Annotated in this window: 12 protein-coding genes, 1 pseudogene and 1 CRISPR repeat array; all 13 genes and pseudogenes read right to left on the reverse strand. The window is 48.6% G+C overall.

The features are described from left to right. Positions 1-15 precede the first annotated feature (15 nt). Positions 16-1101 (reverse strand): AAA family ATPase, encoded by a 1086-nt coding sequence (locus ACXJJA_RS07350; protein ID WP_456487563.1) that lies wholly within the window; start codon positions 1099-1101, stop codon positions 16-18. A 67-nt stretch (positions 1102-1168) separates the two neighbouring features. Beyond that, a CRISPR array of direct repeats spans positions 1169-2002; the repeat unit is 35 nt; unit sequence GTTTCAATCCTTGTTTTTTTGGACTTTTCTGCAAC. A 121-nt stretch (positions 2003-2123) separates the two neighbouring features. Next, a complete protein-coding gene (cas2, locus tag ACXJJA_RS07355) occupies positions 2124-2405 on the reverse strand; it encodes a CRISPR-associated endonuclease Cas2 (protein WP_456487575.1) in 282 nt (93 codons plus the stop codon). Positions 2406-2410: 5 nt separating this feature from the next. Next, a complete protein-coding gene (gene cas1 / locus ACXJJA_RS07360) occupies positions 2411-3403 on the reverse strand; it encodes a CRISPR-associated endonuclease Cas1 (RefSeq protein ID WP_456487564.1) in 993 nt (330 codons plus the stop codon). Between the two features lie 48 nt (positions 3404-3451). Continuing rightward, the gene (locus ACXJJA_RS07365) at positions 3452-4108 is read right to left on the reverse strand and encodes a CRISPR-associated endonuclease Cas6 (protein WP_456487565.1); all 657 of its coding nucleotides are present in this window, start codon (positions 4106-4108) and stop codon (positions 3452-3454) included. After that, a complete protein-coding gene (locus tag ACXJJA_RS07370; RefSeq protein ID WP_456487566.1) occupies positions 4108-5325 on the reverse strand; it encodes a TIGR02710 family CRISPR-associated CARF protein in 1218 nt (405 codons plus the stop codon). Before ACXJJA_RS07370 ends, ACXJJA_RS07365 begins: the two co-directional genes overlap by 1 nt. A gap of 2 nt (positions 5326-5327) precedes the next feature. Continuing rightward, a complete protein-coding gene (csm5, locus tag ACXJJA_RS07375) occupies positions 5328-6557 on the reverse strand; it encodes a type III-A CRISPR-associated RAMP protein Csm5 (RefSeq protein ID WP_456487567.1) in 1230 nt (409 codons plus the stop codon). Then, a complete protein-coding gene (gene csm4 / locus ACXJJA_RS07380; protein WP_456487568.1) occupies positions 6544-7599 on the reverse strand; it encodes a type III-A CRISPR-associated RAMP protein Csm4 in 1056 nt (351 codons plus the stop codon). The genes csm5 and csm4 overlap by 14 nt, the downstream gene beginning before the upstream one ends. Then, positions 7596-8414 (reverse strand): annotated as a pseudogene (csm3, locus tag ACXJJA_RS07385) (type III-A CRISPR-associated RAMP protein Csm3). The gene csm4 and the pseudogene csm3 overlap by 4 nt, the downstream one beginning before the upstream one ends. After that, positions 8415-8783, reverse strand: coding sequence for a type III-A CRISPR-associated protein Csm2 (gene csm2 / locus ACXJJA_RS07390; protein ID WP_456487569.1), 369 nt, complete (start codon positions 8781-8783; stop codon positions 8415-8417). It abuts the pseudogene before it with no gap. After that, entirely contained in the window at positions 8780-11200 is a 2421-nt protein-coding gene (cas10, locus tag ACXJJA_RS07395) for a type III-A CRISPR-associated protein Cas10/Csm1 (RefSeq protein ID WP_456487570.1), read from the reverse strand. Before cas10 ends, csm2 begins: the two co-directional genes overlap by 4 nt. Before the next feature lie 350 nt (positions 11201-11550). After that, complete coding sequence (locus ACXJJA_RS07400; protein WP_456487571.1) at positions 11551-13383, reverse strand: aldehyde ferredoxin oxidoreductase family protein; 1833 nt, start codon at positions 13381-13383, stop codon at positions 11551-11553. 123 nt (positions 13384-13506) lie between these two features. Beyond that, a complete protein-coding gene (locus ACXJJA_RS07405; protein WP_456487572.1) occupies positions 13507-14325 on the reverse strand; it encodes an acetoacetate decarboxylase family protein in 819 nt (272 codons plus the stop codon). A gap of 288 nt (positions 14326-14613) precedes the next feature. Beyond that, on the reverse strand, positions 14614-14939 hold a 326-nt coding region (locus ACXJJA_RS07410; RefSeq protein ID WP_456487573.1), incomplete at its 5' end, for a hypothetical protein.

Here is a 14939-nt window from a genome sequence, read left to right on the forward strand (position 1 = left end):
GCGCAAAAGCCGCACTTACAGCCTTCTCAGAACCCTCAGCACCACGGGGTCCACGACCTCGTATCTCCGCACATCCCTTTCGTAGATCTTTCTTATCCAGCCCATTTTCTCGAGGTTTCTGAGCAGTTCTGCGAGCCTTGCGTTCTGTATCTTCCCTCCCCTCACGCTCACGAAGTCCTTTATCATCTCCCACCTGTCCACGCCCCGTGCTATCGCCTTCAGTATGAGCACGTAACGCCTACTCCGCCGCTCAAGCTCCTTCAGCTCCCCTTTGAGGAACTTCTCCGCTTTCACGATGACGTCCTGCAAAGCTCTTTCGAGGTCTCTCGTCTCGACGTATCTCCAGCCGAGCTCGACGAGCCAGCCCGGAATTCCGTCGAGGAGTTCCGTAGCTCTCTCAAGCTCGCCCTCGCTCATCTCGACTCCTGCCTCTCTCAGACCTGCGGCGAGGAACTCCTTCGACAGCTCCCGTGAAAAGGGCTCAATCGTGACCTCCCCGTAAACCCTACCGTAAAGCGGGGACTCATAGTCATCAACGCCGATGAAGTCGTGGAGCAACCCCACCTCCGAGCCTGAAAGCACGAACCTCACGTTCTCTAAGTTGTCATAGGCGAACGCTATCATCGCGAGGACGGCTCTGCCCCCTCTGCCGCCATAATACCTGAGATATTGTGCCTCGTCGAAGGCGATGACCGCCTCGGCGTCGAGGTCGTTGAGCGCCGCCAGCACGTCCGGAAGCTGCGCACTACTATCGAAGGAGATGCTGACTCCCGCCACGCTCACGCCCTTTACCCTTCTCAAAACCTCAGCCGCCCCCTGCCTGAGCGGGGACTTCAAGCCGTTCAGAGCCCTCTCGAAGGCGTTGGTTAGAGCTTCGCTCGTGATCCAGCCGCCGGAGGCGAAGTAAAGCGCCCTCGCGTCGATGTAAACCCCTCCGACCTCATTGAGCACCACCTTGAGCACGGACGTCTTCCCGACCCGCCTCATGCCCAAGAGGAGCGTAAGTGGGAACTTGCCGATTGCGCTCTTGAGCGCCTCGCTCTCGCCCTCCCTGTCGAAGAGGTCCTCCCTCCGCTCCTTGGGTCTCGGGTTTAGTATCATGCCCCCGTTACCAGGTAACGGCACCATTACTTAACTTGCTTGCGACGCTCCGAGGCCGGAATCCCAAGTTTCAATCCTTGTTTTCCTGGACTTTTCTGCAACTGGGGAAGGGGGTCTAAGCTCTTCTTCGCTCATGCTTCGTTTCAATCCTTGTTTTTTTGGACTTTTCTGCAACACGTTTAACCATGTTGTTATGCTCATCCTCTCATGAAGTTTCAATCCTTGTTTTTTTGGACTTTTCTGCAACTCTGGTGGCATCGCGAGCTATGAGGGTAAGTTCTTCGTTTCAATCCTTGTTTTTTTGGACTTTTCTGCAACCAAAACGGCTCTGCGGATATTCGAGGGACTTGTTAATCGCGTTTCAATCCTTGTTTTTTTGGACTTTTCTGCAACCTGGTTTATATTCTGGCACCGCCCTTCATTCTCATCCGTTTCAATCCTTGTTTTTTTGGACTTTTCTGCAACGCGGTTCTTATGAGCTGTGCTGCCAGTGGCTCCTTGTTTCAATCCTTGTTTTTTTGGACTTTTCTGCAACGTGCCCATACCGTAGCCACCGCCGATATGCCTTTTTGCTCTGTTTCAATCCTTGTTTTTTTGGACTTTTCTGCAACTAAAAAAGAACAGGCGTGGTCGGTGGCTCGTCTATAACTGTTTCAATCCTTGTTTTTTTGGACTTTTCTGCAACTAATGGACGTGTTCGCAGAGAGCGGTGGCATCTTCGTGTTTCAATCCTTGTTTTTTTGGACTTTTCTGCAACAGAAAACCCGCATTGGAAGCTTACGCCGTCTTTGTGTTTCAATCCTTGTTTTTTTGGACTTTTCTGCAACGGGACTGTCGAGGCAATACGGCACTCAGCAGCGTATCACGTTTCAATCCTTGTTTTTTTGGACTTTTCTGCAACGCTACCTAAGAATCCTTCTTTTTGCCATTACTTTTATAATTTTCGCTTTTCCGCATCGTGAATGCGGTTGGCTGCGCGCCAAACCGCTCGGATTTTAGCCGGATTCGGGGTGAGCAGCCAATCAGAGTATGAGATGTTCCTGCTGTTCCATCGTTTTTCCTATGCTCACGGCTCGTTTTTTGCACCTCTCGCAGATTTCAAGGATATGCACTTTGTCATCAGCGTCCAACGCCATGTTACGCACCTCCTCCACGAGCCTGTTCTTGTCGCTTCGGGGAACGGCGCCGGCAAACACGCTATACTGCACCCTGTGCAGTCCATAATACCTAAGCCGTCTCGCAAGCTCGTTTCGTAACTTATCGTCCCTTATGTCATAGACCACATAGATGGGGCGTCGCCGCATACGTTTCACCTATATCTGAAGCCCTCATAACGCTCATCGTCCCCTATCGCCCTCGCTAACGCCTTCGCCTGCTCGAAGATTATATCCAGAAACTCCATACGTCTCCCTTTGTATGTGTATTGGTCCTCCAACCGCCGATAGAGAGCATCTAAAAAGTTGCGTTTCGTCCCATCCTTCATGTAACACATCTCAGGACGTCTCTCAAAGTCCTCCACCTTTATTTTCCTCTGCCCGACCTGAGTTATCACGACACGGTCCACAATCGGCTGCCTGAACTCTTCTATGAGGTCGAAGCTCAGCACCCGCCTGTTCCGGTATGCCACGTGCAATACGCCCTCGTAGGGGTTCAAGCCCGCCAGCATCAGCCCATACTCCACCCTTGACAGAAGGACGGTGTAGCCATAGCTCAGCATCGAATTGATAGGGTCCAAGGGGGGATGCTTGCTCCTCGCCCTAAATCCGAACTCTTCAGGAAATAACTGCCGCAAACACTCGAAATACGCACGAGCAGCGCGTCCTTCTATGCCCATCAGCGCACCATCATTATCCGCGTCCTGTAAAGCACCACGCATGCTATCCAGATGCGCAATTTCTCCCTCAAAGTCCACACATCTGTTCTTTGCGACGCTCTGCAACAGCCGTATTTTGTTGTATATGCTGCAGTCTATGATCTCTCTCGCTATCTCCAGACGTTTTTCCTTACTCATCGCTATTTGCTTCCTCCAGAGGGCGGTTATCATGTTATAATCGCTCCTTACGACCCTCGCAAAGAAGTTTGTGGGCTTATGTTCGACGAATACCAAATCAACTCCGTTCTCCAACATCAGCCGCACCACGCCGCTCGTTATTGAGGATTCGCCTGCGATGATTATCTGCTCTACCTCTCTCGGTGACACGAGCACGTGCGCACCGTCGCTCGTCGTTATTTTTATTAATCCCCCCTCCTTGCTCGTCCCAAACCTTGAGATAACTATATTGCGAAGCCGCCGCTCTATCATAAGTCTTTCGTCCTTAAAAACTCTGAAAAACGTTTGCTACGAGTAAAATTATTTAAACGCCTTCACCACGCCGAAGCCTTGGGAGACGCCCTTCCCGAGACCAAAGAAGTCAGGCATCCTGAAGTTTACCCTAAACTCGCCAGCAAAACCGATATGAGGTATCCCTTTATAATACGCTACACGCTCTTCCAAGCGTGAGTGCGCCTCTAATCTCCTCCGCACCACGTAATTAAGACCTTTACACATAGAAAGTATATTCCCAACAAGAATCCCATTCAAAAATTCCTTCCTCTCTTTCCACCCTTTTATTGTTTTATATTTCCTGTAATTGTTAGGGCTCAGCGCAAGCCACGGAGTTATGAACCTATACTGGTTGCTCCTTCGACTGACGCCAAAATCTACACGCCTTTGCATCATGTTCACGCCCGCCACTCCATACGCACTCTTACCAAGCTGCAATTCTTCTATCTCCCCTGATATTCTCTTTAGAATCTCTACGCCCTCCCCAATGCCCAAAATAATAGCATTCCCCTCTATTACCTTATACTGCACCTTTGGATATGTGTAGATATGCCCCTCGCTTACGTGGTGATGCAATAAAGGATATTCTCTGAATTTGTTCGCTATGAACCCTCTAAGCTTGCTACCGTCTTCTTTTATGGGCTTCGTGGTCTCTATGGTCAGAACGAGTATCCTCACTTGCATTACAGCCTCGGAAACTCAGCCTGCGTGCTCAGCCCCTCTAAATCGCTTACAACCACGCCCGCATACTCCTTAACCCGCAAAAGCAACCTCTCTGCGTCCTCCCTGCTCACAGGCTCCAGCCCGTGCGCCAGTATCGAGGCGTTCCGCTTGCCGAGCAGATTTTGCATCTCATTGTCCTCTGAAAACCTCTGCCCCAGCTCGTCCCCCAAATCCTTTAACAGCTCATAGTCCTGTCTCAGGGCGAGCCTTATCCTGCCGTCTTCGCCCTTTAATGCCTCATACTTCTCCATAACACGCCGCCCTACACCGAGCGTCTTCAAATGCCACGTGTCCACGTCTGAGCTGTCAATTTCGTATTTCTTCCTTAGCGCATATTGCGCTATTAACTCCATCGTCCTGTAAAGACGAGCGACGGCGTCGTCATACTTGCCCTCCTCCATCCTTCTCCTTGCATTGTTCAAAAGGTCAGCTATCAAAAATGGCTCCCTATCTTCTGATTTCAGCATCTTTCCGAGAAATTTCTTGTTATCTGCGAACTCGCCTTTTACTTCCTTTAAAATTTCAGATGCCCGCTCGTGTTCGAACTTGTCCCATGCGGAATAAGCAGAGCACACCGCCTCGTAATACGCCAACTTCTCTTGAACCTCGCTGTTTGCGGTCTTCGCCTTTAAATCCTCGATTAGCTTGAGACATGCATCGAATTGGTGCGTGTTGAACAGCTCTTTTATCGTCTTCAGCTTATTGTCTATCAAAATCTTGTAAGGTCTTATTGGAAGCAGTTTCTCCGTCCCTCGCACCACTATCCCCCCTTCCCTTTTCCCATTGATGTAGCTTAGTGTTTCCACCTCGGACAACGCCCCTGCAATCGCAGCGCCTGCAGACATCGCCTTCGTCCCACTCGTATAATCCACGACTATGTCCTCACTCGCAAAACCTTCATCCTGCAACTCACGCATGATGCTCACAATATCCTCATAAATGCTCTCAATGTCGCTGAAGTCCCTCAGACGCTTGACCGCATAGTTATCTAGCTCCACTTCTCTCAAAACCCTCGGCAGAGTGTCCCTCTCGCTCTCCGCAGTCGTAACAAACACCACTTTATCAGGATTGTGAATTTTTATGGAGTAAGCGATGCCTCTCGCCAAACTCTCTACTGCCTTCTCTTTGTCGTTTCCAACCCCCGTCCCAACAGTTATTAAAAGCGCCTTCCGCATCATCCTCACCCATCACGAACTCTTAACTCCACCCACCCCAGCGGATATCTCGCCTTTCCGCCTTCAAACACTATGCGGCGAGTCTTCGGGAATTCTGGAACATATATCTTCCTGACTTCTCTGGGGCTTAGCTTTTTCCTACATCTCCTGCAATAGTTCCCTCTGATCTTACCCCCGCAGTTTCCGCAAAGTCTAATTTCTCCTAACTCGAAAGCCTTCCTAAGGTTTAAGAAGAATACGGCATCGTCTTTTAGGAGGCTTCCGACGGTCATCCCGTGCCAGCCCACGCCCCATGCCAGATGGAATAGAAAAGAGCGCTCATCGCCGCTTGACGAAAGCAACGCCTCAACTTTTGAGCGCAAATCTTCATAAAATCTCAAAACGCCAGCAAGCTCACGTGCATACTTCCTGAAAAACCATAGTTCGCCGTCAATTGTGTATTTTGCGAGCATGTTGCACGCCTGCGGGATTTTTTCAAGCATCCAGAGCTTGTCCTCGATTTCCAACACGCTTGCAACTTCCCTTCGCATGAGGAAGTCGTCAAGCTTCAGACGCAGCGTCAGCCGACTCCCCGGCTTCAACGCCTCCACAAACGTGTAAAAACCCTTCCACCTGTGCCCGTTCGGTGTTGTCGTCAGCGTCCTGACTTCGTATACTTCTAAACGCCCTATAGATGCTGCTTCGGTATCTGAGACCTGCAACGCACGCAGAACTTCGCAATGCGGCTCCTTCCCGAAAACCAGCTTTTCTATGTATTCGCCCACTTTCTTTTTGTTTACTTTGTCCTGCCGCATTAGCCTTCGCAAATGATTTTTCAGCGCTCTGAGCTTTCCTGGGTCTTCCTTTAACGCATTCCATAACATTGCCGTCCTTATCGCTCCCTTTATCGAGCTTCCGGGGACGTAAGGTCTTTCCTTGGTCTTAATGAACTCCCTAACGTCGCCAGCTCTACTTTCAAGGTCTTTTCTCGTAGCGGCAGACAACGCTAACGCATATCTTTCATACTTCTTTCCTAACTCAGGTGATGAAAAGTCTGAAAAGCGAAGGCGCTCCTCATCTCGTCCCACCGCCTCCATGAAAGCCTCAACGTTGAATTCCTCGTCCCTGAATACTGCGCTCATATCAACTCGATAGAACTTGTCATCCACTACAACATACTCCAGTGGCGTTATCAGGTCGCCACTCCCGACGTGCAGCGGCGAAAGCACCTCTAACTCGTATTTAAAGTCGCTCACGCCCGCCCACCTCTAAAGGTATGGGAAACGCATAGCCATACCTGTAAATGCGATGCCAGCCGAAGTCCGCAGGCGTAACGTCAACGAGGGCGCCGTGCAGCAAATCTTCACCACCTTCATGCGTCATTGCAAAACGCACCACCGAACCCTCAGCCAGCATTCGCACGGACCTCCTCCGCATACTCACACCGCTGTATGAAAATATCCAGCCCCCTCTCGTCACAAGATCGTAGAAAGCATCTTTTAAACAAGAAATCTCATCCTTCCTCGGATAATACAGCGAAAGCGTAACGAAGAAATCTTTTCTCCCACACTCGAACGAAATACCGTCAAAGCGAACATCTTCGAACATGCCTTTCCCATAGGTTCTGTCGCCGCCTATACCCTCGTCTCGTAAGAGGCGCAAGGCTGCCTTCACTCTCTTCTCTACACCCTTGAAGCCATTTCTTTCCTTCATCAGGAAGAAAAGCCCGCAGCTCTCGCCGAATTTCACCTCGCCGAAGTAATAGATGTTGGAGGCGTTGGTCTTCCTGTCTAGTGCGACCCTCGGCACTTCTCTCTTCCTCCATATCCTTATTTCTTCAGCGACTCGCACGCCGAGATAATCCCTAAGACGTTCCGCCTCTTCCTTCGTCACCAGAACACGCCCGCCCTGCATCAAACAGTAGCCCTTTTTGATGACATCCTCCACATCCCCTTTCAGAGCGGCTTTAAAAATGTTCTCAGACACGAGTTCTACACGCTTCGCCTTTTTCACGTCAATATGTGGGGAGAGGTCTATGTTCTTCGGCAGCGGGAAGAAGAGCACGTCCGCAGCGTATGGGAACGCTGACGACATCAAAAACGGCGGGCGTTCGAGTTTGAAGCCCTCTAACAAGCTCTCAAGCTCCTCCCTGCCGTAAAGAAGCAGATACGCATTGCAGATAGCGCTAAATAGCGTGTCTGAACGAATGTACTCAAAAGTCTCCTCCAGCACTCCCTCTTTCTCGCCCAGATGCATCGGAGCGTCTGGGACGAGTTTGCACAGAATGAAGCTCGTCATGCCCCGCCTATCCCGATTTTCTCTCTAATCCCGTCAAAATTCTTTAAAATCGCAGAGGGCGTGTTGTAGTCCTCGTTTATGGGCGACTTTTCCGCAACGTCAATGTTCCCGCTTTCATAATCCTCTCTTGAGTTCCACCACATCTTAATGTCCTTAAAGACGACCTGTCCGTAGCCACGACTACCATGCCCGCCGAGGTAGTCATGCTCGACGAGCGAAAGCGCCTCGCAAACGTGTTTAAGAAGTTCCAAATCCGCCTCCTCAAACACGTTGTAAACAAGCTCGAACTCGAATTCGGCGCCTGCGGGCACCCGTTCCACCTGCCTCGGGTTCGCCGCCGATGTTATCCTATCTATGGCGTTCTCCCACTTCACCTCGCTGTATGGCAACTCCAAACCCTCTAACTCCACAGCGATTTCGTCGGTCAGCGGCGCATCCCGCACTATCAGCCTCGTCGGCTCGTTAAACGCTTTTTGCCCTTTTTCAGGGGAGCTGGAAGGCATCCCGAAAATCTTGCACACCTCGCATTTCTGAAGCTCCTCGGGACTCTTGCACAGGTGAATCCGTATGGGATGCTCCTCAGTTGCGAGGTTCTCGGTGGGCGTTTTGCCCTTCGCCTTCTAAAGCAGGCTCCGCATTTTCCCCTTCAGCGAGGAGCCGGGGATGTAAGGTCTGTTGGACAGTGAATCTCTCACGACAGGTAAGTCCACACCACCTATTTCCAATTTCACCTGCGACCCGCCGATGTGCAGCCCGGTTTTCGCCTCTATTATTCCTTTTATTATGATCTTGCCGAGCAGACGCGGCGTTTCCATTCAGTCACCTCCATGATACCTGTGGTATGCCAATATAGCCTCGAAAAACTCTTTGAAGTTCTTAAACTTCGTTTCGTTGTCGATTTTCTGAATCGCTTCATCTAAAACGTCTTGAAGGTCTTTTACCTTTCCCTTGTGCCGCCCTACGGCATACGCCATCTTAGGGCGCAGTAAATTTAGCTCGTTCAGCGTGTTTTCGTCAAACCTCCGTAACCGCTGCACCCTCGTGAATATCGCTCGTATTTGCGACGTGCTAAGCCCTTTATTTTTTAAGTGCTTTCCAAATTTATCCGCAGTCTCCACGAGTTTCTTGCTGTCCCCTCCCAAGATTGCGTCCAAATCTCTTTTTATTTCATCCACAATGCTCACGGCGTCACCTCCTCCACACGCTCACGTCTCGTTAGTAATTCTGCCCATCGCACACTTACAGCTAAATATTCAATGTTCTCACAAACTCCCATCTTCAACTCCTCCAGCTTTTCATTCGCATGCCTATTGCCGCTTCGCATTCTCGCTATTGAATAAGCAAGCAGCCACCTCCACCGCCCATATCTGTCATCATGCCTCGCCAATACTTCTCCATATTTCTCGCTTTGCCTTCTAAACTCTGCATAAACATTGTATAACCTCTGAAGCAGGGAACGAGAGACGCCCAAGCCCAATAGAGCTATAATTTCGTCCTTTAAGCCCGTCACCGCATTAAACTTCTCCCATTTCATTGGCATTTCCAGAAATGTGATGGCGTCCTTGTTTTCAATGCGCTTCGACTTATCGTCTAAGGCGTCGCCAGCATCTCTCGCAACCCTATACAGCGGGTATTTCACGGCTGGCGCCATGCTGATTGCCGACGACAGCGTTACGTTCGGGTTTTCGCAGGTGAACTTTCTAAAGTCCTCGTAGATGCGGCAAGCCAACTTTGGCAGCTCGCTCCAAGGACCGACGATGAAGAGGTCGTCTCCGCCGGAATAAATGGCGTAAATGTCCTTGTAGCCTCCTTGCGAGCATATTTTCTCGACGCAGCCGCCGAAAAACAACGAGAGCATGGAGCTAAGCGTAGAAACCCGTGAGACGCCTTCCTTGCCAACTGCTGAGAATATCATGCCGAGGTCGTCAACGTCCGCCCTTAGCACCGCCCACCTCCGCACGCCGTCCGCCCCTTCCGCAATGCCGTCAAAATCCTTTATTTCACGCTTGTAAGCCCTGCCTTCTACGTCTCTTATCGTCTCTTCTTTCAACGGCGTCGCCAGCGTCAAGAACTTGAACCCGAACGATACGGGAATTTCCACGTCTCTAAAGGCTTCCCGAAGCTCGTCCGTTGCGGTTTCGTTCAACTTGTAAATAAAGACGTGTTCGGCGTCCTTCCCTTCGCTCTCCACGATGCGCTTAGCTTTTCCGACGTCCCTGCAAAACACATATTTATAACCGAAATCTGCCGGCACGGACTCCCACTTTTTCCTCGCTATGATGCCTTCCTTTCTTATTTCAACGAGGTATTTCGCATTGTGAAGTTCTCTCGCCAGTTCCTCCAAGCTCCAGCAGAACTCGCATATTTTTCGCTCGGTCTCTTCACGCACACCCCCCTCACCGCCGCAGACGTCGCATATCGCTCCTGTCTCACCGCCGGGTCCAAAGATGCGTTTATGCTCGTCGAGGATTTCTGCGAACTTCCGCCGCTTCTCCCTCGCCAGCATCTTGCCCACTTTCTGCCAGACCTCGTTGAACCGCTCTAACATATCAAGTGTCGAAAATGAGACGCCTGCCAGCGCCAGATAAAGCTCGCCACGGTGCGCCTCCAGCAACTTACCCGCAACCTCCGCCCGCACGCTCGCAAGCTGCTTCTCTGCCTCTGAAGGCGCCAAGATGTAGAAGTGCCCGCCGCCGCAGAAGAGTAAGTTCGTGAGCGGTAAGCCCAGCTTTTTCAATATGAATCCCGCCATGCTCTCTGAGAGTAGTTGTAAGTAGAGCGACCTGCCACGCAGCCCCTTCGCCGCCCCCTTAGTGGTTATCGAGTATATAAACCTTTGCACGCCTGAAATATCGCCAGCGACGAGCATGAACTTTTTCTCATCGAGCAAACCTCGTTCCTCGTTGGTTAATTCCTTCTTCTCCCGCTTAAACAAAGCTCGGCAGTATTCTTCATCCACGTCATCTAAACAAGAGGCTATCGCGCACGTCATCTTCAAATGGTCAAATAAGGAAATATCAGGCTCAGTCCGCCATACCGCCGATGGCACGCACCACGTATATTTCCTCAAAATGAAAAGCAGCGTGTTAAAATAAGCTTCAAAGTCAGGAACCCACTTTATTGCCTCTACTTCTTCAACAAACTCTTTCCAGAGCGCCTCATAGCGGGAAGGCAAGTCTGTGACGTGTTCGCTTGGAAATATGCTCTCGTCAAGCGTCAGCTTTTCGACGTTATAATATCGCTTTGGGGGCAGAGACCCCCTTTTGATGTCAATCTTAGAAAAAATGGAGACGAGCGGCGTCTCCCTCACGCCCCTACTGCCCACTTCTTCCTCAGTAGCGGCACGCTCGCCAGCGGAGAGCCAGTCCGCCACGATCAAGCGTTTAAGCGGCACATAACCCGTAGAGCGAAACTTTTCGTAGTCATGATGCTGTTTCGCCAGTGTGCTCCGCCAACGCTCCGGGACGTGTGTGTTGATAAATGAATCGCTCAAATCCCAGTGTTTCCCTCTCCCGCCGGCACGCTGCCAGAACTTGCCCACATCATGCAGTAGGGCGCTAAGCATCAATTTAATCTCATCGCCGCCCATCCTGCTTTCCACGTCTCAACCCCCTTGCTTCCTTACAAGGGCTGCTTAGTGAACTACCCCTCGCTTAGCAATGGGCTTCGTGGGGAGTTTGCAGGTCGTTGCTGCCTTATCCCCACAGGCGGGTTCACGCCGCCACTACCCGTTATCCCCTTCGGGACTCACGGGCTACTTTCACACCCGCCTTATGGCTGCCCAGCCTTAACGGCTGTTACGAGGTCGTTATACCACACAACTTCAAAGTATTTAAACTTAACTACCCGCCCGCCTCCCTTGCCGTATCCCCATGGGGTCTTGGAAGCAACGGGAAGATAAAAAGAATACCAAGCCCAGTAACCAAACAATACATTGAATGGAGAAAAAGTTTATCCTAACTCTCTAGCAACAAAGTCAAGATCAAGCCTTAAAAGTGTTTCTTTCTTAGGTACTCCCTGTGAGTCCCATCCATAGAGTTGGTAATATTCATCAAGCATTGGGTCGAGTGGAACTACTTTTCCCTTATTCGGTCCCATAGGAGCTGGCTCTTTAGTAAAACGTTTGGGTAAGGTGTCATATCTTCTATCTAAACCTTCTCTTACATTAAAAGCTCGGGTTAGATTGTTAATTCTCTCTCCGATTCTAATGTAATCTTCTTTAGATAAATTCATACCGGTTGCAAAGTTCAACATTTGAATAATTAAGTCCGTTTCTAATGCGAGAGTTACGAACAAGCAAAGTCCGAGACTGTTAAATGCTGCATTAGCATCACCTAACTTTTTAACTAGTTTTGCTTTGCCCTCAGTTGTGTATGGTTCGGACGAAATTTCAATACCAAAAGTGAATGGCCGAAGATGACAAGCACCTCTATCAGCTCTCGCATACGCGAGTCCCATGCCAAAAGCCGCTCTTGGGTCATATGCGGGGACCTCCAGCCCTTTAACATGAATTGCAAAATTTTCTGAACCGTTACCAATCTTTGCTGCAGCTTTTTTTACTCCAAGAGAACTCAATTTACCGATTCCGGTAAATGTCCCAGTCATCATCACCGCCTCAACCATAGCATCAGCATTACCAAATTTGAGATCGAGCCCCCCTGTATCATGTTTATCTATCAATCCTCTCTCATAACACTCCATAAGAAAAGCTATTGTATTTCCAACGGAGATGCCATCCAAGCCGTAGTAATCGCATAGGTATTCTGCTACAGCAATAGCCTCTCTTTCGGCAACACCACAGTTTGAACCAAACATTGCGATGTTCTCATAATCTGGACCCTCATCAACAACTCCTCTCCACTTTCCCTTTTCAATTATTGCAAGATGTGAGCATTTGTTCACACACAAAGGGCAGGCTTTTCTTCTTTTGCCATCCAGCCATAAATGCTTTTTAAAAGCCTCTCCAGAGATTTCGTCAGCATATTCAAAAACTCCTTGTCTAAAATTATATGTTGGCAACCCTCCGGCCTCGTTCACACTTAAAAGAATATTTGCGGTCCCCATTTCAGGATGGATTTTACCTGTTACGGGATGCTTAGACAGAATTCGAAAGGCTTCTTTTCTTGCTTCGTTAAATGAATCTTCATCGTACAGTTCGACTCTTTCTTTGTGTCCAGTTACTACTATCGCTTTTAGGTTTTTTGAACCCATAACCGCCCCGACACCACCTCGTCCTGCAGACCTGCCCTCAGCAAATATATTGGCTAAGGTGCATAGCTTTTCTCCTGCAGGTCCTATACAAAGTACTCTTGCCTGTCCAGTAGTGCTGTGCCTATCTTTTAGAATTCTCATTGTTTCAAAGGTCGATGCCCCCCATACGATTGAGGCATCGATAATTGATACTTTTCCATCTCTGATTAACACATAGGATGGCTTATTCGCCCGACCCTCTATTATTATACAATCATACCCCGCTTTTTTTAATTCAATTCCCCACGTTCCGCTTGCATGACCATCAGTCCAGCCGTAAGTTGCAGGTGATTTAGTTGCAACACAAAATTTAACTGCACTCGGGGCGTGAGTTCCTGTCAGGGGTCCAGTTGATATTACGATTTTATTTTCTGGACTGAAGGGGTGTATACCTCTACTAAGCTCCCTAAAAAGCAGATACGCCGCTAATCCTTTGCCGCCCAGATACTGCTTTAAAATGTCCTCGCGCAATTCTTCAACGTAGGATTTCCCCTTAGTCAGATTAATTCTTAAAAGCTTTCCAGTGTAATTCATTGGATACGATATAGCATACAACTATTTTAAGCTTTTTCCAAATCTGTCTAAGTCCTGCGACGATACCAAAAAATGACAATCTTATCTATAAAATAAAATTTAAAGTTATGGAGTCTAAAAATATTAAAACTCAAATTGTTGTGACCAAACAACCTTAGAATACGGAACAACAAGATCGCACTCAAAACTAAACAACCCTATTATTTCTCGTACTGGCAATACTGTTGCGGGGTTATCATAGGGTGTGTCTTGAATCAAGAGATCAAAATCTTCGGGGGCGGCTGTTCTTATTGAATCTGGTTTAACTTTAATTCTTCTCCCCCCTTTATATGTTGGTTCTTGAAAAGCCAAGACATGCTGAGTTTTACTACCATCGGGTTCTGTTATTGTCCTCCATACAAATCTCCCCCATTCAGGGTCTTCTAACCAAAATGGTTTTGGAAAATCTTTGTTCGTGAATTTTCCCTTAGCTGATGCAACTAAGCATCTGTTGTGAACAATGTTCATCCAAAAATTATCGGAGTATTCAACTACATCCACCTGAGCAAAATACTTTGGATACCCCCAGACTTCTCTTCCGCGAATCAAAGCTAAATCGGAATTCAGCCACATGTACGCGAAATACCCGCCCTTATAATCTTTGTATTTTGCTGGAATTGTTATCCCTGCTTCACCAAATGGAGTTACTACTTCCGTGATACCGTTTGGTGCAGCACAAGTAGTAACAGGATTCCAAGACCACCAAAACTCTACAATATCGCTTACATACTCTAAGGGTGGTGGGAGTGCTCTGCGAACAGCGTCCTTATCAGTTCTGTAGAAGAATATATACCAACGAGAGTTCCAGCGCCTTAACGGGATATCTTTGTCTGTGAATGCGGGGCAAGTTGGCGGAAAAGACCTCAGAGTTGCTATATCTATGCTTTCAAATTCTTTGCTCATGCTGTTTTGTAATGATCAAATATTTTAAAAATTTTTTGGTAAGTTGGCATGATCGTGCAAACTTCTACAATTCCGAAGAATATTTCATTAAAAAATTTGATGATGCTGAAGGGTTTACCTACAGTCGCAAAGAAGGTTCTGTCCGAAGAGGTAATTAATTTATTATACTTCAAAGTCGGTATAAAGAATGTATGGAAATAACAAAGACAATCAGATGCAAGGCTCGTAGGATTGACGAAGCGAAAGTTAGAGCTACTTAATCGGGAATACGATAATTTTCAACACTACTTAAAGACAGGGGAAGATAGAGGGGTTTATTCTGTAACAAAGCAACAAGGAAAGAGAACTTATCGGAAGATTGACCCTGATAAGGAGTATCCTCTTGTAATTCGAAAAGACCTGATGGATATTCGGAAAACAGATAACAAACTCGCCAAGTATTGGGCTCGCATTCCCGTTCACGGTGTTAGAGGCGGGTCGCATTAGCCCCATCAACCTTTCAACTTCGAGGAGTGGGAAATTTGCGGTTCTAAACTCATTATAAAGAATGGCGAATTTTTCTTGCATGGTTGAACTCAAGAAAGAAGTCGGTGGCACGGCACCGCTCAACTCCA

The organism is Candidatus Alkanophaga liquidiphilum, from assembly GCF_053996935.1.